This window comes from Allobosea sp. 05L423 (assembly GCF_056397745.1).
The window spans coordinates 185,526-203,273 of the sequence record NZ_JBFTOA010000006.1; the positions used below are offsets into that span (position 1 = coordinate 185,526).

At 67.5% G+C, this 17,748-nt stretch carries 19 protein-coding genes; 7 read left to right on the top strand and 12 right to left on the bottom strand.

The genetic code is table 11. The features are described 5' to 3' along the window. The 3 genes from truA to def all read right to left on the bottom strand — a co-directional run bounded on the left by truA (position 1) and on the right by def (position 2,541). Positions 1–741 carry a tRNA pseudouridine(38-40) synthase TruA gene (truA, locus tag AC1DNE_RS16925; protein WP_441471526.1) on the bottom strand — a complete coding sequence of 247 codons (741 nt, stop codon included), beginning with the start codon at positions 739–741 and terminating at the stop codon, positions 1–3. A gap of 156 nt (positions 742–897) precedes the next feature. Then, positions 898–1,827, bottom strand: a complete 930-nt coding sequence (gene fmt / locus AC1DNE_RS16930) for a methionyl-tRNA formyltransferase (RefSeq protein ID WP_441471527.1) — start codon at positions 1,825–1,827, stop codon at positions 898–900. Positions 1,828–2,001: 174 nt separating this feature from the next. Beyond that, positions 2,002–2,541 (bottom strand): peptide deformylase, encoded by a 540-nt coding sequence (def, locus tag AC1DNE_RS16935; RefSeq protein WP_441471528.1) that lies wholly within the window; start codon positions 2,539–2,541, stop codon positions 2,002–2,004. A 113-nt stretch (positions 2,542–2,654) separates the two neighbouring features. Between def and AC1DNE_RS16940 the strand changes: the two genes are divergently transcribed. Further along, entirely contained in the window at positions 2,655–3,839 is a 1,185-nt protein-coding gene (locus AC1DNE_RS16940; RefSeq protein ID WP_441471529.1) for a DNA recombination protein RmuC, read from the top strand. On the opposite strand, the gene AC1DNE_RS16945 is transcribed toward AC1DNE_RS16940, so the two are convergent. Together AC1DNE_RS16945 and AC1DNE_RS16950 are read right to left on the bottom strand one after the other, a co-directional pair. Beyond that, a complete protein-coding gene (locus AC1DNE_RS16945; RefSeq protein WP_441471530.1) occupies positions 3,840–4,349 on the bottom strand; it encodes an OsmC family protein in 510 nt (169 codons plus the stop codon). It lies immediately after the preceding gene. Positions 4,350–4,391: 42 nt separating this feature from the next. After that, the gene (locus tag AC1DNE_RS16950) at positions 4,392–5,102 is read right to left on the bottom strand and encodes an ATP-binding cassette domain-containing protein (protein WP_441471531.1); all 711 of its coding nucleotides are present in this window, start codon (positions 5,100–5,102) and stop codon (positions 4,392–4,394) included. Between the two features lie 583 nt (positions 5,103–5,685). Between AC1DNE_RS16950 and AC1DNE_RS16955 the strand changes: the two genes are divergently transcribed. The 3 genes from AC1DNE_RS16955 to AC1DNE_RS16965 all read left to right on the top strand — a co-directional run bounded on the left by AC1DNE_RS16955 (position 5,686) and on the right by AC1DNE_RS16965 (position 9,787). Next, on the top strand, positions 5,686–8,454 hold the full coding sequence (locus AC1DNE_RS16955; RefSeq protein ID WP_441471588.1) for a [protein-PII] uridylyltransferase: 2,769 nt from the start codon (positions 5,686–5,688) through the stop codon (positions 8,452–8,454). A 114-nt stretch (positions 8,455–8,568) separates the two neighbouring features. Beyond that, on the top strand, positions 8,569–9,168 hold the full coding sequence (gene grpE, locus AC1DNE_RS16960) for a nucleotide exchange factor GrpE (RefSeq protein WP_441471532.1): 600 nt from the start codon (positions 8,569–8,571) through the stop codon (positions 9,166–9,168). Positions 9,169–9,172: 4 nt separating this feature from the next. Then, a complete protein-coding gene (locus AC1DNE_RS16965; protein ID WP_476766829.1) occupies positions 9,173–9,787 on the top strand; it encodes a trimeric intracellular cation channel family protein in 615 nt (204 codons plus the stop codon). Between the two features lie 9 nt (positions 9,788–9,796). On the opposite strand, the gene AC1DNE_RS16970 is transcribed toward AC1DNE_RS16965, so the two are convergent. The 3 genes from AC1DNE_RS16970 to AC1DNE_RS16980 form a co-directional block, all read right to left on the bottom strand. After that, positions 9,797–10,414, bottom strand: a complete 618-nt coding sequence (locus AC1DNE_RS16970; protein WP_476766830.1) for an alpha-ketoglutarate-dependent dioxygenase AlkB family protein — start codon at positions 10,412–10,414, stop codon at positions 9,797–9,799. Positions 10,415–10,416: 2 nt separating this feature from the next. Further along, positions 10,417–11,223 (bottom strand): 4-hydroxy-tetrahydrodipicolinate reductase, encoded by an 807-nt coding sequence (gene dapB / locus AC1DNE_RS16975; RefSeq protein ID WP_476841130.1) that lies wholly within the window; start codon positions 11,221–11,223, stop codon positions 10,417–10,419. A 263-nt stretch (positions 11,224–11,486) separates the two neighbouring features. Continuing rightward, positions 11,487–12,473 (bottom strand): Tim44 domain-containing protein, encoded by a 987-nt coding sequence (locus AC1DNE_RS16980; protein ID WP_476766831.1) that lies wholly within the window; start codon positions 12,471–12,473, stop codon positions 11,487–11,489. 194 nt (positions 12,474–12,667) lie between these two features. Between AC1DNE_RS16980 and AC1DNE_RS16985 the strand changes: the two genes are divergently transcribed. Continuing rightward, a complete protein-coding gene (locus tag AC1DNE_RS16985) occupies positions 12,668–12,967 on the top strand; it encodes a hypothetical protein (protein ID WP_441471536.1) in 300 nt (99 codons plus the stop codon). Between the two features lie 590 nt (positions 12,968–13,557). Continuing rightward, positions 13,558–14,703, top strand: coding sequence for an extensin-like domain-containing protein (locus tag AC1DNE_RS16990; protein WP_476766833.1), 1,146 nt, complete (start codon positions 13,558–13,560; stop codon positions 14,701–14,703). A 9-nt stretch (positions 14,704–14,712) separates the two neighbouring features. Here the strand turns inward: AC1DNE_RS16990 and mepA are convergent, their stop codons facing one another. Continuing rightward, positions 14,713–15,651, bottom strand: a complete 939-nt coding sequence (gene mepA / locus AC1DNE_RS16995; RefSeq protein WP_476766834.1) for a penicillin-insensitive murein endopeptidase — start codon at positions 15,649–15,651, stop codon at positions 14,713–14,715. A gap of 255 nt (positions 15,652–15,906) precedes the next feature. On the opposite strand from mepA, the gene AC1DNE_RS17000 reads away from it, so the two are divergent. Then, complete coding sequence (locus tag AC1DNE_RS17000; RefSeq protein ID WP_441471539.1) at positions 15,907–16,077, top strand: DUF3309 family protein; 171 nt, start codon at positions 15,907–15,909, stop codon at positions 16,075–16,077. 43 nt (positions 16,078–16,120) lie between these two features. Here AC1DNE_RS17000 and lhpI read toward each other — a convergent pair whose 3' ends face one another. From lhpI to ihfB, 3 genes are read right to left on the bottom strand one after another with little or no spacing between them, the layout of a single operon-like run. Continuing rightward, complete coding sequence (gene lhpI / locus AC1DNE_RS17005) at positions 16,121–17,068, bottom strand: bifunctional Delta(1)-pyrroline-2-carboxylate/Delta(1)-piperideine-2-carboxylate reductase (RefSeq protein ID WP_476841128.1); 948 nt, start codon at positions 17,066–17,068, stop codon at positions 16,121–16,123. After that, positions 17,068–17,406 (bottom strand): LapA family protein, encoded by a 339-nt coding sequence (locus AC1DNE_RS17010; protein WP_476766836.1) that lies wholly within the window; start codon positions 17,404–17,406, stop codon positions 17,068–17,070. The genes lhpI and AC1DNE_RS17010 overlap by 1 nt, the downstream gene beginning before the upstream one ends. Positions 17,407–17,444: 38 nt before the next feature. Further along, positions 17,445–17,729, bottom strand: a complete 285-nt coding sequence (gene ihfB, locus AC1DNE_RS17015; protein WP_149133844.1) for an integration host factor subunit beta — start codon at positions 17,727–17,729, stop codon at positions 17,445–17,447. Positions 17,730–17,748: the final 19 nt, after the last annotated feature.

Sequence of the window (17,748 nt, forward strand, 5' to 3'; positions counted from 1 at the left end):
TCAGTAGTCGACCCCGGCGAGATAGAGCCCGCAGGACGGCGCCAGCGCCGCGCACTGCGCCCGGTCGCGCGCCGCCAGGATCTGGCCGAGCTTCGCTTCCGGCCAGCGCCCCGCCCCGACCATCTTCAGGCTGCCGACGATCGAGCGGACCTGATGATGCAGGAAGGAGCGCGCATGGGCGTAGACCACGATCTCCGCGCCCTCGCGCCGGACATCGAGCCGGTCGAGCGTACGCATCGGGCTGTTGGCCTGGCATTCGGCGGCGCGGAAGGTGGTGAAGTCGTGGTGGCCGAGCAGCGCCTTGGCGGCCCGGTCCATCGCCTCATGGTCGAGCTTCACGGGGACGTGCCAGACGCGTCCTCGATCGAGCGCCGGCGGCGCCCGCCGGTCGAGGATGCGATAGATGTAATAGCGGCGCTTCGCCGAGATGCGGGCATCGAAATCGCCGGAGACCTGCTCCGCGCTCAGCACGCTCACCGGGACGCTGGATTTCAGCCGGGCATTGGTCGCGTCGCGCACGACATCGGTGCGCCAGTCTTTCTCGAAGTCGACATGCACGACCTGATGGGTGGCGTGGACGCCGGCATCGGTGCGGCCGGCGCAGTGCAGCCTGACGGGATGGCCGCAGAAGGCCTCGACCGCCTCCTCGACGCTCTGCTGCACTGAAGGCCCGTTGAGCTGGCGCTGCCAGCCCGAGAACGGCGTGCCGTCATATTCGATGACGAGCTTGTAGCGCGGCATCAGACGCTCTCCCCTGCACCGTCATCCCGGACAAGCGGCGAAGCCGCGCCGATCCGGGATCCATGCCGGAGCGCTGCCGATGAAGGTTTCGGCATGGATCCCGGGTCTTCGCTTCGCTGCGCCCGGGATGACGGCGTGGAGGGTGAGATCATCGATTCAGAGCTTGTCGCCGGCCCCGAGCCGGGCGCCGCGCAGGAACTCGGCCCCGCTCATCGGCGCCTTGCCGGCGCGCTGGACCTGCAGCAGCTTCACCGCGCCGACGGCGCAGGCGACCGTGCCCTCGTCGTCAAGCAGCGTGCCGGGCTCGGCCGCGCCGCCGGCGCGCGCGGTACGCAGGATCTTCAGCCGCTCCGGCCCCTTGCCGAGGTCGATCTCGGCGAAGGCGCCCGGGAAGGGCGAGAGGCCGCGCACCCGGTCATGCACCTGCTGTGCCGGCAGCGTCCAGCTCAACTTCGCCTCAGCATTGGTGATCTTGGCGGCATAGGTGACGCCCTCTTCCGGCTGCGGCGTGAACTGCAGGCCGCCGCGACCGAGGGCGGCGAGCGCCCGCACCATCAGATCGGCGCCGAGGATACTGAGCTGGTCATGCAATTCGCCGGCGGTCAGATCCGGGCCGATCGGCAATGTCTCGACCATGGCGACGGGGCCGGTATCGAGCCCGGCCTCCATCTTCATCACGCAGACGCCGGTTTCGGCGTCCCCGGCCATGATCGCGCGCTGGATCGGCGCGGCGCCGCGCCAGCGCGGGAGCAGCGAGGCATGAAGATTGAGGCAGCCGAGCTCGGGCAGGTCGAGGATCGCCTGCGGCAGGATCATGCCATAGGCGACGACGACGGCGACATCGGCCTGATGCGAGGCGATGATCTCGGCCTGCTCCGGCGTCTTCAGCGTCGCGGGCGTGAAGACCGGGATGCCGAAGCGCTCGGCCGCCCTGTGCACCGGCGAGGGCTTGAGATCGAGGCCGCGGCCGGCCTGCGCCGGAGCGCGGGTGTAGCAGGAGACGACCTCATGCCCCTGGCCGACGATCTCCGTCAGCACCGGCACGGCGAAATCCGGCGTGCCCATGAAAATGACGCGCAAACTCATACGCTCGACTTTACCTCAGCTCCGGCATGGCACCGGAAAGAATGAAACAGCCCTCATCCTGAGGAGCAGCCGGAGGCTGCGTCTCGAAGGATGGTCCAGTAACCTCCTGAAGCATCCTTCGAGACGCCGCGTGCCGCGGCTCCTCAGGATGAGGGCCCGGATGATGCCTGTCGATTACGCGGCCCGCTCGCGCTTGGCCGCCTTGGCGAATTTCTTGGTGACGCGCTCGCGCTTCAACCGCGAGAGATGATCGATGAAGAGCACGCCGTCGAGATGGTCGATCTCGTGCTGGAGGCAGGTGGCGAGCAGACCGTCAGCCGCGATCTCATGTGTCTTGCCGTCGAGGTCCATGTAGCGGACCTTGACCTTGGCCGGGCGCTCGACCTCCTCGTAATACTCGGGGATCGAGAGGCAGCCCTCCTCGTAGGCGCTGAGTTCCTCCGAGGACCAGGTGATCTGCGGGTTGATGAAGACCTGCGGCTTCCTCGGCTCCGGCTCCTCGCCCTCCTTCGTCTCCGGCTTCGACAGGTCGATCGTCACGACGCGCAGCGGCGCGCCGATCTGGATCGCGGCGAGCCCGATGCCGGGCGCGTCGTACATCGTCTCGAACATGTCCTCGACCAGCGTCCGGATCTCGGGCGTGATAGCCGCGACCGGCTTCGAAACGAGGCGAAGCTGGGCGTCGGGCAGGATGACGAGCGGGCGAACGGACATGGGATTCCAAAGAGAAAGAGCTGTTGAGCCCGGGACATAAGCATTTGTGAGAGAGCGGTCAAACTGTTCCGCTTTCGTTCGCTATTCTACATCGAATCGGCTAGGCTCCGCGCATGAACGAGATCGCCTTCACCCTGCTTGAACGCCCGGTGACATGGGCAGAGGCCGCCCTCGGCTTCGCGGGCTTGAGCCTCGTCTTGCTGTTCATGGCGGTGATCGCTGGCTGGCGAGGCGGCAAGAACCGCGCGATCGAGGCCGCGATGGCAGCGGAACGTGCCCGCGAGATGGACGACAAGGTCGCGGAGATGAACCGCCAGCAGGCCGAGCTCGCCGGCCGGATGCAGTCGATGGCGGAAATCCTCTCGACAAGGCAGGGCGACCTCGCCCGGCTCGTCGCCGACAGGATGGACGGGCTGAGCCACAAGGTCGGGCAAGGCCTGGAGCAGAACGTCCGCCAGACAACCGAGAGCCTCGGCAAGCTGCAGGAGCGGCTGGCGGTGATCGACACCGCCCAGAAGAACCTGACAGACCTGACCTCCGAGGTGGTGACACTCCGGGACGTGCTCGCCAACAAGCAGGCGCGCGGCGCCTATGGCCAAGGCCGGATGGAAGCGATCATCCGCGACGGGCTGCCCGCCGCCTTCTTCGCCTTCCAGCCGCAGCTCTCGAACGGGCGCCGGCCGGACTGCCTGGTCACCCTGCCCGGCGACGGGCGTGGCCTTGTGATCGACGCCAAGTTCCCGCTGGAGAGCTTCACGCTGCTGCGCGAGGCGCGTGGCGAGGAGGCGAAGAAGGCCGCCGGCCAGCGCGTGCGCAGCGATGTCGGCGTGCATGTGAAGGACATCGCCGAGCGCTATTTCCTGCCCGGCGAAACACAGGACGTCGCGCTGCTCTTCGTGCCCTCGGAATCGATCTATGCCGATCTGCACGAGCATTTCGACGATGTCGTGCAGCGGGCGCATCGGGCCCGTATCATGATCGTCTCCCCCTCGCTGCTGGCGCTGGCGATCCAGCTGATGCAGTCGCTGGTGCGCGACGCGCGAATGCGGGAGGAGGCGCAGGTCATCCAGACCGAAGTCGGCAAGCTGCTTGACGATGTGCGCCGGCTCGGCGAACGCGTCGATAAGCTCGACAATCATTTCCGCCAGGCGCAGGACGATGTCGGCCAGATCAAGACCTCGGCCGGCAAAGTCACGAGCCGCGCCGAGAAGATCGGCGCGCTCGATTTCGACGACGAGAAGAGCGAGCCGAAGCTGCCCTTCGCCAAGGGACTGGAGCTGAAGGCCGCGGCGGAGTGATCAACTCCGGTTGAGCACCGCCGACAGTTCGGGCTTCACGTTCAGCGTCTGGAAGACGACGCAGTAGCGCTCGGTGAGCTTGAGCAGGGTGTCGAGCTTCTCCTGCGGCGCATCGGTCTCGACATCGAAGGAGAGGCGGATCGCCTTGAAGCCGACGGCTGCATCCTTTGCGACGCCGAGCGTGCCGCGGAAGTCGAGATCGCCCTCGGCGCGCACCACGCCCTTCTTCAACTCGATCTCGAGCGCGGTCGCCACCGCCTTCAGGGTCACGCCGGCACAGGCGACCAGAGCCTCCAGCAGCATATCGCCCGAGCAGAGCTCCGCGCCCGAACCGCCGGTCGCCGGATGCAGGCCCGCAAGCGCGATGGCGCGGCCGGTCTCGACCTTGCAGGCGATATGCTGGTCGTCGAGCTCGCCATGGGCCTTGAGCGTGATGACGGCGGCCTCGGGATTGGTCCGATACTCGTCCTTGAGCGGCGCCTGCAGGGCGCGCAGAGCGGTGACGTCCATGATCGTGATCCTCGTGAAGCGGTCCGCCGGCTTGTAGCCGCTTCAGGCCGCCGCCTCCACCTCCGGCGCGGCGTGCCGGTTTTCCTTGTCGAGCGCCCGGCGCAATTCGCGCCGCAGGGTGACGAAGCCGACGGAGCCCTCCTCGCGCGGACGGGCCAGCAGATTGTCGAGGCTGAAGGCGGGCGGCCCCGGCTGCCGTGGCAGGACGAGGATGCGATCGGCCAACCGCAAGGCCTCCTCGACGGAACCGGTGGCGATGGCGACGGCGGGTCGCGCTTGCGTACAGAGCTCCGGCAGAAAGGCGGCGAGCCGGCTGCGGGTTTCGGCATCGAGCGCCGCAAAGGGCTCATCGACCAGCAGCAGCCGCGGCCTGACCAACAGAAGGCGGGCAATGGCGAGCCGCAGCAGCCCTTCGGGCGAGAGCGCGCCCGGCCGCTGCGTCGCCTGCCCCGCGAGGCCAAGGCGCACCAGCACATTGGCGATCAGGCCCTCGCGCTCGAACGGCGTCGCCTTCGGCAGGACGAAAGCCAGGTTCTCGGTGAGATCGAGCCAAGGGAAGAAGCGCGGCCGCGCGCAGAGCAGGCCGATTTCGGCCGTCGGCACCTCACCCTCATCGGTCCGCAGGCCGGCAAGCGCACGCAGCGCCGCCCGCCGCACCTCGGACGCGCCTAGCAGGGCGACGATCTCGCCGGCAGCAGGGCGCGGCGGAACGGTCTCGGGAGAGCGGGAGAGAGTGTGAAGAGCGGCCGACATTGCTGGCTCCATCCATGAACAAGGCGGAAGGAGCGCGGACGGCAGCAGGCCGTCCCGTCGTCCCGCGCTTTAGCTGCATTTGTTTCGCGCCCGCAAGCTGAGGCTCAAATCGGCGCGTGTCCTTTTCTAAGGTCCGAACGTCCGCTTTGTCAAACGACATGCCGGCCGTCTCGACCGTCCTTTCCTGATGCGGCGCCTCGTCGCGCAGGGAGCGGTCGACCGCGCGCAGCGCCTCGCGTTTCGCGCTTCGCGAGGCGGCGGGTGATGCTTGTCATTGATGCGATCCCTCATTTCGACGACGCGAGGAATCGGGACGGGTGGCGTCCTTGGCCCCACGCTTTAGCTGCACTTATTTCGCGCCCGCAAGCTGGTGGCTCAAATCGGCGCGCATCCGCCTTTTAGGTCCAGTCGTTCTGTTTGTCGAACAACACAATCGTGATCGGCAACTGCATCATTACCGTATACAGGCTGTAGAATTTAGTTCTCTCGTCCCCTTTCCCCGCGTGCTAGAACAAATGGCAGACGACGGAACCGTGCCCACGTGACAGCCTCCTCGACAGCGCCCGCACTTGCCCTCTCCGACATGCTGCACGATCCGGAGGCGGGCATCGCGAGACTGTTCGAGGCGGCGCGGCGGAAGGACAAGGCGGAGAAGCGGCAATTGCTGGTGGCGGCGCTGCGGCAGTTGCTCGACGATGGCCGGGTTTCGGCCAAGGCGATCCTGACCGGTCCGCGCGGCGGGCTTTCCTGCGCGCACCGGCTCTCGGCCGTGATGGATGCGGTCGTCATCGGGCTGCACAAGGCCGCGACTTCGTATTTCTATCCGGCCGACAACCCCTCGCAATCGGAGCGGATCGCGGTGGTCGCCGTCGGCGGCTATGGCCGCGGCACGCTGGCGCCCGGATCGGACGTCGATCTTCTCTTCCTCTTCCCGCATAAGCAGACCGCCTGGGGCGAGAGCGTGGTCGAATCCATGCTCTATCCGCTCTGGGACCTGAAGTTGAAGGTCGGCCATTCCGTGCGCTCGGTCGATGATTGCGTGCGCGAGGCGCGGGCGGACATGACGATCCGCACCGCCCTGCTGGAGGCACGCTTCCTGGTGGGCGACCGGGCGCTGTTCGACGAGATGACCCGCCGCTTCAATGCTGAGGTGGTCGAGGGCACGGCCGCCGCCTTCACCGAGGCCAAGCTCGCCGAGCGCGAGACGCGGGTGCAACGGGCCGGCGCGTCGCGCTATCTGGTCGAGCCCAACGTCAAGGACGGCAAGGGCGGCTTGCGCGACCTCAATACGCTGTTCTGGATCGCCAAATATTCCTACCGCGTCGATGACGTGCGCGAACTGGTCGCGGCCGGGCTCTTCGACGAGGACGAGCTGCAGATGTTCCAGCGCTCGGAGGAGTTCCTCTGGCGCGTACGCTGCTGGCTGCATTTCATCACCGGACGCGCCGAGGAGCGGCTCTCCTTCGACCTGCAGCGCCAGGTCGCCGCCGCAATCGGCTATGTCGGCCGCAGCGGCCAAGCCCCCGTCGAGCGCTTCATGAAGGCCTACTTCCTGATCGCCAAGGATGTCGGCGACCTCACCGCCATCGTCTGCGCGGCGCTGGAAGCGCGCCAGCAGAAGCCGCGCGCGACGCTCTCCCGGCTTTTCGATACCCTGGCGAAGCGCAAGCGTGAGCGCTCCCTCGGCCATCGCGACTTCAAGCTGACGAGCCAGCGGCTCAACGTCGTCGACGACAGCGCCTTCGAGCGCGACCCGGTCAATCTGCTGCGGCTATACGAAATCGCCAGCCGCGAGGATCTCGCGATCCACCCCGGTGCAAGCCGCCTGGTGACGCAGTCGCTCAGACTGGTGACGCCGGGCCTGCGCAACGACCCGGAAGCCAACCGCATCTTCCTCGAAATCCTCACCGCCCGGCGCTCGCCGGAGGTGGTGCTCCGCCGCATGAATGAATCCGGCCTGCTCGGCCGCTTCATCCCGGATTTCGGCCGGGTCGTGGCGATGATGCAGTTCAACATGTACCATCACTATACGGTGGACGAGCATCTGATCCGGGCGATCGGCGTGCTGGCCGAGATCGACGCTGGCGTGCTCCAGGCCGAACACCCGCTCGCCAACGACATCATGCCGACCGTCGCCAACCGGCGTGCGCTCTATGTCGCCCTGTTCCTGCACGACATCGCCAAGGGCCGGCCGGAGGACCATTCGCTCGCCGGCGCCCGCATTGCCCGCAAGCTCGGCCCGCGCTTCGGCCTGACCAGCGCGCAGACCGAAACCGTGGCCTGGCTGGTCGAGCACCATCTCGATATGTCGACCGTGGCGCAGAGCCGCGACCTGGGTGACCCCAAGACGATCGAGAGCTTCGCCGCGACGGTGCAGACCCTGGAGCGGCTGAAGCTGCTGCTCATTCTCACCGTGGCGGACATCAAGGCAGTCGGTCCCGGCGTCTGGAACGGTTGGAAGGGCCAGCTGCTGCGCACGCTCTATTTCGAGACCGAGCTCGTGCTGGCAGGCGGCCATTCGGCCGTCGAGCGCAAGGCGCGCGTCGCCATGAAGCAGGACGCGCTGCGTCAGCGCCTGGCGGATTGGAGCGCGGAGGAGCGCGACGCCTATATCGCGCGCCACTACCCGGCCTACTGGATCAAGGTCGATCCCGACCGGCAGGAAAAGCACGCCCGCTTCCTGCGCGAGGCCGAACAGGCAGGGCGGACGACCGCGACCATCGTCGAGACGGACAAGTTCCGCGGGGTGACCGAGCTCACCGTGCTGGCGCCGGACCATCCGCGCCTGCTCGCCATCGTCACCGGAGCCTGCGCGGCGGCCGGCGGCAACATCGTCGACGCCCAGATCTTCACCACCAGCGACGGGCTCGTGCTCGATACCATCTCGGTCTCGCGCGCTTTCGACCGCGACGACGACGAGCTGCGCCGGGCCGAGCGGATCGCGGCCGCGATCGAGCGGGCGCTGAAGGGCGAGATCAAGATCGCCGATCTGGTGGCCCAGCGCCGGGCGCCGCCGCCACGCGGCCAGACCTTCCAGGTGCAGCCGGAAGTCATCATCGACAACGTGCTGTCGACGCGCCACACCGTGCTCGAGGTCTCCGGCCTCGACCGGCCGGGCCTGCTCTACGATCTCACCACCGCGATCGGGAAGCTCAACCTCAATATCGCCTCGGCCCATATCGCGACCTTCGGCGAAAAGGCGGTCGACGTTTTCTACGTCACCGACCTGACCCATGCGAAGATAGTCTCGACCGGACGACAGCTCTCGATCCGCAAGGCGCTGCTCGACGTCTTCAAGCTCGAGGCCGAGAAGCCGGCGCCGGCCAAGGTGAAAGTGCCAGCTCGCGCTTGATTTAACGGGCTATAAGGCCGATATCCGGCACGAACGCGGCTGCGCCCCAATATGATCGGCCCCGGCTCTGCAAGGAGCGGCGCAGCCAGCCAGACAAAGGGACCTGAAGATACGATGACGCAGAACCCTGCGACGCAAGACCCCAATCTCGAAGCCGCGGCCGATGCAACCGAGCAGGCCACGGCCGCCGAGGGCACCGAAGCCCTGGTCGCGAAGCTCCAGGCCGAGCGTGACGACCTCAAGGACAAGCTGCTGCGCACCCTGGCCGAGATGGAGAATCTGCGCCGCCGCACAGAGCGCGAGATCGCCGATGCCAAGGCCTATGCGGTGACGAGCTTCGCGCGCGACATGCTCGGCTCCTCGGACAATCTGCGCCGGGCGCTGGAGAGCTTGCCCGAGGCCGCCCGCAACAGTGCCGAAGGCGACGTGAAGACGCTCTACGAAGGCGTCGAGCTGACCGAGCGCGAGCTGCTTAAGACGCTGGAGCGTCACGGCGTACGCCGGATCGATCCGCAGGGCGAGAAGTTCGACCCGAACCTGCACCAGGCGATGTTCGAGGCACCCGACGCCGCGATCGCCAAGGGCCTCGTCTCGAAGGTGATTCAGGTCGGTTATAAGATCGGCGAGCGCGTTCTGCGCCCGGCGCTGGTCGGTGTCTCCGCCGGCGCGCCAAAGGCGGCGGAACCGCCGGCCGGCGACGCGCCCAAGCACTGACGCCGTGTTCGAAGCCGCCGGCGTCGCCATCTTCGCGCTGACCGGCGCGATCGTCGCGGCCCGCAAGGGGATGGACCCGTTCGGTTTCATCCTGCTGGCAACCGTCACCGGTGCCGGCGGCGGCACGTTGCGGGACGTTCTGCTCGGGAACAGCGCGTTCTGGGTGAATGACCCATCCGATGTCGCGGTCTGCGTCGTGGTGGCGCTCAGCGCCTGGACGACGGCCTATTTCCGGCCCGGCCTCCTCGAAGGCTGGGCCGGCCGCAAGGTCCTGATCTGGGCCGACGCGGCCGGGCTCTCGCTTTTCGCCGTCATCGGCACATTCAAGGGCCTTTCGGCCGGCGCGCCGGTTCTTTCCGCCGTGGCGCTCGGGGCCATGACCGCAAGTTTCGGCGGCATTCTGCGCGACATTCTGGCCGGCGACAGGCCGATGGTGCTCTGGAGCCGCGATTTCTATGTCACAGCGGCGACCGCCGGAGCGGCCGTCACTGCCATGCTGGTCGGGCTCGGCCTTCCGACCGCGATCGTCATGCTGGGCGGCCTGACCGCCGGCTTCGGTCTCAGGGCCGGTTCGCTGCTGTGGGGCTGGGCATTCCCGGGCCTGCCCGGAAAGCTCTAGGGTCCGAACTCAGGGCTTCGTCACGCGCCTGAGCGTCAGATTGATCCGCCCGCCTTCCGGCAGCAGCGTCGAGGAACCGGAGAGGATCCGGTCGATGCCGTGATAGGCCAACCGCGCCTCGCCGCCGAAGAGCAGCACATCGCCGGAAGAGAGCTTGAGTGAGGTGGTCTTGCCGCCGCGTTCCGCCCCGCCGATGCGGAAGATCGCAGCGTCACCAAGCGAAACCGAGAGGACCGGGGCATCGAACTCCTGCTCGTCGCGGTCCTGGTGCAGGCCCATCTTCGCGCCACCGGCATAGAAGTTGACGAGGCAGGCCTCCGGCGGATGCGGATAGCCGGAAAGCTCGCCCCAAAGATCGAGCAAGGGCGCGGGCATGATCGGCCAGGGCTCGCCTGTCTCGGGGTGTTCAGGCTGATAGCGATACCCCCGCTCGTCGGAGACCCAGCCGACCGGGCCGCAATTGGTCATCCGCACCGAGAACGGCTTGCCCGTCTTCGGCATGCGCGGTTGGAAGAACGGCGCCTTGCGGGCGACCGCGCGCAGTTCCGCCAGCAGCGCGGCCTGCTCCATCGGCGCGAGCCGGCCCGGCCAGTGGACGACACCCGGCGCGACGACGAGGCGGGTCATGGTCAGAGCGTATCGAGGCCGAGCACGTCGGCCATGGAGTAGAGCCCAGGCGCCCTGCCTCGCCCCCAGAGCGCCGCCTTGACCGCCCCCTGCGCGAACAGACTGCGATCCTCGGCAACATGGGCAAGCTCGAGCCGCTCGCCCGCACCGGCGAAGATCACCTTGTGGTCGCCGACGACCGTGCCACCGCGCAGGGCGGCAAAGCCGATCGTACCGGGCTCGCGCGCGCCGGTGATGCCGTCCCGCACGGCAACGCGGTGCTGCGCCAGATCGACGGCGCGCCCTTGCGCCGCCGCCTCGCCCAGAAGCACCGCGGTGCCCGAGGGGGCATCGACCTTCATGCGGTGATGCATTTCAACGATCTCGATGTCCCAGTCCGTGCCCAGCGTCGCCGCGACCTTGCGCACCAGCGCCGCCAGCAGGTTGACGCCCAGGCTCATATTGCCGGAGCGGATGATCGGGGTGCGGCGCGCCGCCTCGGCCAGCCGAGCGAGATGCGCGGGCTCCAGCCCGGTCGTGCCGACGACATGCAGGATACCGGCCTCGGCTGCGAGATCGGCGAAAGCGATCGTCGCCTCCGGTGCGGTGAAATCGAGCACGGCATCCGCCGCGGCGAAGGCAGCGGCGGTATCGCTCGTCACGGCGACGCCGAGCGAGGGCAGACCGGCGAGCACGCCCGCATCGGCACCAAGGGCAGCGGAGCCTGCGCGCTCAATCGCCGCCACCAGCCGGCACCCCTCTGCCTGATCGATGGCGCGGATCAGCATCCGCCCCATGCGCCCGGCGGCTCCAACGACGACGAGACGCATATCACTCATGGCAGGCAGGCTCCGGGCTCTTTCGACGGCAAAGACGCCATGGCTTGGCCAGTACCGCAATAGGCCGGTTTTCGCTAGATCGCCGCGCGTCCGGCCGGGCGCGGCAACGGCGACCTATCTATCTGTTATCGCACCGGATTGTTCCGAAAAGTGGATTCCGTCTTTCGATCCGATCCTGTGGCGGCCCACCCGAAAGCCGGACAAAACAAAACGGCCGGGTTGCCCCGGCCGCTCTGGTTTCTCACGATGGCGGATCAGGCCGCCTGCTGGATGCCCGAGAGCTTCCAGGCGCCGCCGCGCTCGCGCAGGAAGGTCCAGTATTCCTTGACCTCCTGGGATTGCGTCGGGTTGCCGTCGACAACCTGGCCGCTCTTGCGATCGTAGAGCGCGTTCGTCAGGCTGAAGCGCATCGCGACGGTGGCGTAGTCGTTGTCGCCCTCGCGCCAGGCCTGCGACAGATCGCCCTGCAGCAGCTTGACGTCGGAGACGCGGTCGGCAACGCCGCGGCGGGCGTTCGCCGTCAGGTCCTCGTCGAAATACCCGAACATCTCCGGCGTGGTGCGCTGGCGCAGACCAGCCTCGTCTTCGTTCGAATAGGCGGTGTTGATCTCCCCGAGCAGGCGCTCGAAGCTGTTGAAGTCATCGCCGGCGAGCTCGATCGGCTGGGGCTGGGCGGCGGCAGCCGCGGCGCCACCGCCACCGAAGCCGCCCATGCGGGCCGCGGCCGGCTGCGGCCCGTCATAGCCCTGGCGGGCATAGGGCGCGCCCGCACCGGCGAGCTGAGGCTCGGAGCGGCGGCGGAAGAAGCGGATGGCGAGCATCACGATTCCGGCGATCAGCGCGAGCTGCAGCAGGAAGCCGAACATGCCGGCAAGCGAAGCCAGGCCGCCGAAGAAACCCGAGCCGGAGAGCATGCCGAACAGGCCAGCGCCGAGCAGGCCCGCGCCGATGCCCATCATCATGTTGCGGGCGAAGGACGGGCGAGCCGCCTGCGCGGCAGCCGCGCCTGCGGCAGGGCCGGCAAAGGACGGCGACGGCGAGGAGGGAGCCGTGCGCTGGAAGGTCTGGGCGCCACCCGGCGTCGTGTTGGTCGCAGGCGGCGCGCTGTTGGTGAACGACCCGCGGCTGCCCGAGCTGCGGCCGCCGCCCGGACGGGCTTCGGCAACGAGCGGCACGAGCAACAGGGCCCCGGCGACCAGGGCGACGGCACGTCCACGACGGGCGAGCGAAATCAGAGACATTGTTCCTCCCGGAGCCCACCATGGGCCCACCGGCCCAGAATATGGAGAGCGATTGCATTCCACGCAAGGCCTCGGCCGGCTAACAGACTGAAATCTCTTACTCTTTCAAATCAGTACATAATCATTCGTCGCGATCGGGCACGCATGGTAAAATGGTCGCCGACCTCGCCATGCTAAAGGCAGGGAGAGAGCCCATGACCGGATCCGGACCGAGGCCTCACCGACATCGGGCGCTGCGCTGGCTGCTCGCGCTCGCCGTGTTGTTCCTGATCAGCGAAGCCGCTGCAGCTGGCGAAACAGCCGTCGCGCTCGACCCGCCGCGTCTCGCGCAGGCGCCGGAGCCGCTCTGCTTCTGCTGGAACGATGGCCGCAAGATCGCCGAAGGATCGAACTCCTGCATCAGGACCACTCAGGGCCGCCGGCTGGCGACCTGCGGACGGGTCGTGAACATGATGTCCTGGCAGATCACCGAAACACCCTGCCCCGAAAGCTGAGGCGCAGCGAGCGACCCTGCATCAAAACAGAAGCGCCGCCGGGATGTCCCGGCGGCGCTGCATTTTCATGACTCTTGTGGTCCTAGCGACTTCGAGACTGACCCCGTCAGAACGCTCCCAGAACGATTGCCATCATGAACACGAAGGCCGCACCCATGATCCATCGGTCGAGACGTAGCGTGATACTCATCACACCCTCCTCCTGTCATTGACCTGTCGCGGAAGCTAGCAGAACTGACGGGGGCCGCAAGGGGGCGAGACGGTGGCGGCGCAACGGCGGAGGCTAGATCATCCTTAAAATTTGCTTAAAGCACTGATTAGATTTGGGGATATTTCGAAAGAGAAAACGTCGCAGAAGCGTCTTCCCACACCCCTCGCCTCGCCGCCGCCATGTTTCTCCACCGGGCTTCGCCGGCTGATCTTCACCGCGACTGGGAGCTGCTGCCCGGTCGCGCCCGGCACCGACGGTTAACGCGCGCCCAGCCCGAATTAAGGGCCGGTTCACCACCCCGTCAAAGTTAATCCGGCTGTGGCGGCCGGGGCGCAGTCGGTTGAGAAACCGTTCACCAAACGCTTCGCATTTGATGGGTATGCGACGCGCAAAACTCGCCCTCTTCGCACTTGGTCTGGTCGGCGCCGCCGGCCTGGCCGGCTGCGGCAAATTCCAGAAGCCGCAGCGCGCTCCCTGGCGCGACCAGGCCGAAGCAACCTGCATGGCCTCCGGCCAAGTGCAGATCTCGAGTTATGTCAGCCTGCGTGGCAAGGCGATCGACGGCCCCGGAATCTGCGGCATGCAGCAGCCGCTGAAGGTCACGGCCCTGCAGAACGGCAGCGTCAGCCTGACGAGCCCGGCCCTGCTCGCCTGCCCGGTCGTGGCGACGACCGACCAGTGGTTCGCCGAGGTCGTGCAGCCCGCCGCGATGAACATCCTTGGCGCACAGGTGATCGAGATCCGGTCCGGCTCCTATTCCTGCCGCGCGATGAACAACGGCACCTACACGACGCGCACGTCGGAGCATGCCTATGGCAATGCCGTCGACGTCTTCTCCTTCCGGCTGAACGACAACCGCGTCGTCACCGTCAAGGACGGCTGGCGGGGCTCGCCGGAGGAACAGAACTTCCTGCGCGAGATCTTCGTCGGCGCCTGCACCTATTTCGGCACCGTGCTCGGCCCCGGCGCCGATCCGATGCATTACGACCACCTCCACATCGACCTCGCCCGCCACGCAAAGGGCCGGCATATCTGCAAGCCGATCATCAAATACACGCCGAACTACAACCTGCCTCCGCCGGACCCGGCCCGGCCCTATTCCTCGGCTCAGAACGCCCCGGCATCTCCGCGCGGCAGTGCGCCGGCCGCCACGGCCTATGCCGGCGGGCCGCTGCTGCGCCAGCCGAACGAAGGCCTGCGTCCGCCCGGCGCGGTGCAGGGCGGCTATCCGGTCGCGAACAACGGGCGAGGCCAGGACAACAGCCTCGACGCACAGCAGCGCTTCCTGGAGCAATATGACGCGCGCCAGCGCCAAGGCCGCTTCCAGCCCCAGCCCTTGCCAAGCGAAACGCGCGGGCCGCTCGCCCTGCCCGGCGCGGTCGAGCCCTCGGAGGAAGAGGCCGCCCTCGGCGATGGCGGCGGCTCGGGCGTCGTCGACCAGCAGGGCTCCGAGGAGGCGATGCCGATCAACCCCGAGCACGACCCCTTCGCCTACAGCTCAGGGCGCGTACCGCGGAGGCGCTGAGGCGAGACCTCAGTGCGAAACGAGCACCTGACGGCATTCCGGCGGCAGGGCATCGAGCGACATCGGCGGCTTGGGCTTCGGCTTCGGACCCGGCTTGGGCTTGGGCGGATTGAAGATCGCCTGATACTGGCGCTCGACCCAGCCGCTCAGCTCCGCCCCGCAACCATCGCCGAAATTCGGCGGCTCCTGGCCCTGGCAGCTCGCCATGCCGGCCGGGCAGGCCATGCGGATGTGGAAGTGATAGTTGTGGCCCCAGATCGGCCGCACCTTATCCAGCCAGCTCTTGTCCGCCCCGGCCTCCCGGCAAAGCGCAACCTTCAGCGCCGGATTGACGAAGATGCGCTCGACGCGGGGTTCGGCCGCAACGGCCTTGATCAGGCGCGTATGGGCCGGGGTCCAGTTGCGCGGGTCGACGTCACGCCAGTCGGCGCGGGCCATGTTGACCGCCGGCATGTTCTCGCGCCCCTCGCGGTCGATCCGGCCCTTCGGCATCGGCGTGAGCCAGACATCGGCATCGAGCCCGATCTGATGCGAGGCGTGGCCGGTGAGCATCGGACCGCCGCGCGGCTGCGACATGTCGCCGACGAGAAGGCCCGGCCAGCCGGTGATGCGAGGCACGTCGCGGGCGAGCTTTTCGAGGTAATCGATCAGGACCGGATGGCCCCAGTTGCGATTGCGGTTGAGCCGCATCACCTGCCAGCTCGGCCCGTCGACCGGCAGCGCCTCGGCGCCGGCAAGGCAGCCGCGGGCATAGGAGCCGATGGCGCGCGGCTCCATGCTCGCCGGCGTCGTCTTCTGGCCGAAGAGCGCACGGGCGGCATCAGGATAGGCGGCGATGTTGGCGGCCCGCGTCTTCGCCTCCTGCTCGGCGGTCGACTGTGCCAGGGCAGCGGTCGGCAAGAGAGCCAGCGACGTGAGAAGGGCGGCGATTCGGGAGGTATTGCGCATGACGGCAGAATCGCCGCGACCTTCGGCGGCGGTCAAGCGCGACGGCTGGGCAGGCGGCGCGACGAATTGCAGCCTCGAGCCGAAGCGACGCAAAGCGGCCAGCTCTTCCTGCAATCCGAAATGAGGCGACCTGATCCGGGGTGCCCGCATCAAGCTCGAATGATCCCGAAGGCCTTTCCTCGGAACCGACCATTTCCGGACGGCGTTTCCCGTTAGAACGCCCCCCACAGGGGCACCGATTTACGGGAGCTTACCATGTCCACCGTCCTGATCGTCCTGCTCGTCATCCTGCTGCTTGGCGGCGGCGGGTATTACGGCCACCGCAGCTACGGCACTGCCGGCCTCGGCGGCGTGCTCGGCCTTGTCCTCGTCATCGTGCTGATCCTGTGGCTGCTCGGAGCCATCGGCGGCGCGCCTATGGCGTAGCCGCGCGCAGTTGATCGGCAGGGATCGCGCTACGGCTCAGGCGTCAGGCGCGATTGTCCCAGACCGCGATGGCAGCCGCCAGATCCTCGAGCGCGACGCCGACCGACTTGAACAGCGTGATGCCGCCGCCCTCGATCTGGCCGGCGATCCTGCCATGGCAGAGATCGGCCAAGGTGCCTGCGACCTGGTCGGCGCTGTAGCTGCCCTCGGCAATCGCGACGGCGACATCGCCGCCCTCGTCGATCGCCTTGCTGGAATCGACCACGACACGGGCACGATGCAGCGCATCGGCATCGGCCTCGCGCATCTGCATGGTGAAGCCGCCGATGAGATCGAGATGGGCCTCGCGCTTCAGCCAATGGCCGTGGATCAGCGGCTCGGTCGCATTGGTGGCGCAGGAGATGATGTCGGCGGTGCGCGCCTCGCCTTCGAGATCGGCGGTTGCACGGGCTTCGATGCCATCCTTCGCCAGTTCGGCGACGACAGCCTCGGCCGCCTCCGGACGGCGCGCCCAGATCGCGATCTCGGTCAGCGGCCGGACCGAGCGATGCGCCTTGATGATGAAGGGCGAAAGCGCGCCCGCCCCGACCATCAGCATGCGACTGGCTTCCGGATTGGACATGTAGCGCGAAGCCAGGGCCGAGGCAGCGGCGGTGCGCCAGGTCGTCAGGCGGTTGCCGTCCATCACCGCGAGCGGCGCGCCGGTTTCGCCATCCATCAGCAGATAGGCGCCCATCACGCCGGGCAAGTTGCGGCGGCCATTGCCGAAGAAGACCGAGACGATCTTCGTGCCGATATAGGGCTTGTCGACATCCGGCCCGTTCCAGGCCGGCATGGTCAGCAGAATGGCGTTTTCCTCGCCGGGGCGCTCGATCGCGTATTGCCCGCGCTTGGGGGCGATGACCTCGCTGCGGAACGCGTCATCGAGGATGTCGATCAGGGCGGGATAGCTCAGGGCCGCGTCGATCTCGGCCGCATCGAAAAGGCGCATCAATTACGTCCGCTGGTCAGGGCCGGCAGGGCAGAATCGGGAACGGCGGAACGCAGGGCCTGCGTCTCGGAGCGCAGGGTCTCGACCTCGCGACGATTGCGGCGCGCAGCCTTGCGGTGCTTGCCCTGGGCGACCCAGGACGCCAGGCCGCCGACAAGGACGCCGACGGCGATCGCCGCCAGCACCACGGCGAAGAGCGGCAGCTCATAGGAGAGCGCCGGCAGGTCCCGGCTGAAGGGATCGAGAGAAACCCGCACCGGCGCGCGGTTCGCCACCGAAAACAGCACGATCAGCAGCGCGACTGGAATCAGCACCAACGCCTTGAGAAAGGCCTTCATCACGTTCTCCGTGCCGGCAGGAACGGCCGGCTCTCGGCTTACGACTTGCCGTTGAGGCGCAGCCGCAGCTCCTTGCCCGTCTTGAAGACGGGGACGAACTTCTCCTCGACCTCCACCGCATCGCCCGTGCGGGGGTTGCGGCCGACGCGGGCGGAGCGCGCCTTGCGCGAGAAAGCGCCGAAGCCACGCAACTCCACCCTGTCGCCGCGCGCGAGAGCCTTCACGACCTCGTCCAGGATGGCCGAGACGATGTTCTCGATGTCGCGCTGATAAAGGTGGGTGTTCTGATCAGCGATCCGCTGAACGAGTTCGGATTTAATCATCGCCGGAGTATAACCATTT

Bases quoted from the DNA above. Each gene is read 5' to 3' on its own strand.
- truA (WP_441471526.1), bottom strand. From the start codon at position 741: ATGCCGCGCTACAAGCTCGTCATCGAATATGACGGCACGCCGTTCTCG.
- fmt (WP_441471527.1), bottom strand. From the start codon at position 1,827: ATGAGTTTGCGCGTCATTTTCATGGGCACGCCGGATTTCGCCGTGCCG.
- def (WP_441471528.1), bottom strand. From the start codon at position 2,541: ATGTCCGTTCGCCCGCTCGTCATCCTGCCCGACGCCCAGCTTCGCCTC.
- AC1DNE_RS16940 (WP_441471529.1), top strand. From the start codon at position 2,655: ATGAACGAGATCGCCTTCACCCTGCTTGAACGCCCGGTGACATGGGCA.
- AC1DNE_RS16945 (WP_441471530.1), bottom strand. From the start codon at position 4,349: ATGGACGTCACCGCTCTGCGCGCCCTGCAGGCGCCGCTCAAGGACGAG.
- AC1DNE_RS16950 (WP_441471531.1), bottom strand. From the start codon at position 5,102: ATGTCGGCCGCTCTTCACACTCTCTCCCGCTCTCCCGAGACCGTTCCG.
- AC1DNE_RS16955 (WP_441471588.1), top strand. From the start codon at position 5,686: ATGCTGCACGATCCGGAGGCGGGCATCGCGAGACTGTTCGAGGCGGCG.
- grpE (WP_441471532.1), top strand. From the start codon at position 8,569: ATGACGCAGAACCCTGCGACGCAAGACCCCAATCTCGAAGCCGCGGCC.
- AC1DNE_RS16970 (WP_476766830.1), bottom strand. From the start codon at position 10,414: ATGACCCGCCTCGTCGTCGCGCCGGGTGTCGTCCACTGGCCGGGCCGG.
- dapB (WP_476841130.1), bottom strand. From the start codon at position 11,223: ATGCGTCTCGTCGTCGTTGGAGCCGCCGGGCGCATGGGGCGGATGCTG.
- AC1DNE_RS16980 (WP_476766831.1), bottom strand. From the start codon at position 12,473: ATGTCTCTGATTTCGCTCGCCCGTCGTGGACGTGCCGTCGCCCTGGTC.
- AC1DNE_RS16985 (WP_441471536.1), top strand. From the start codon at position 12,668: ATGACCGGATCCGGACCGAGGCCTCACCGACATCGGGCGCTGCGCTGG.
- AC1DNE_RS16990 (WP_476766833.1), top strand. From the start codon at position 13,558: ATGCGACGCGCAAAACTCGCCCTCTTCGCACTTGGTCTGGTCGGCGCC.
- mepA (WP_476766834.1), bottom strand. From the start codon at position 15,651: ATGCGCAATACCTCCCGAATCGCCGCCCTTCTCACGTCGCTGGCTCTC.
- AC1DNE_RS17000 (WP_441471539.1), top strand. From the start codon at position 15,907: ATGTCCACCGTCCTGATCGTCCTGCTCGTCATCCTGCTGCTTGGCGGC.
- lhpI (WP_476841128.1), bottom strand. From the start codon at position 17,068: ATGCGCCTTTTCGATGCGGCCGAGATCGACGCGGCCCTGAGCTATCCC.
- AC1DNE_RS17010 (WP_476766836.1), bottom strand. From the start codon at position 17,406: ATGAAGGCCTTTCTCAAGGCGTTGGTGCTGATTCCAGTCGCGCTGCTG.
- ihfB (WP_149133844.1), bottom strand. From the start codon at position 17,729: ATGATTAAATCCGAACTCGTTCAGCGGATCGCTGATCAGAACACCCAC.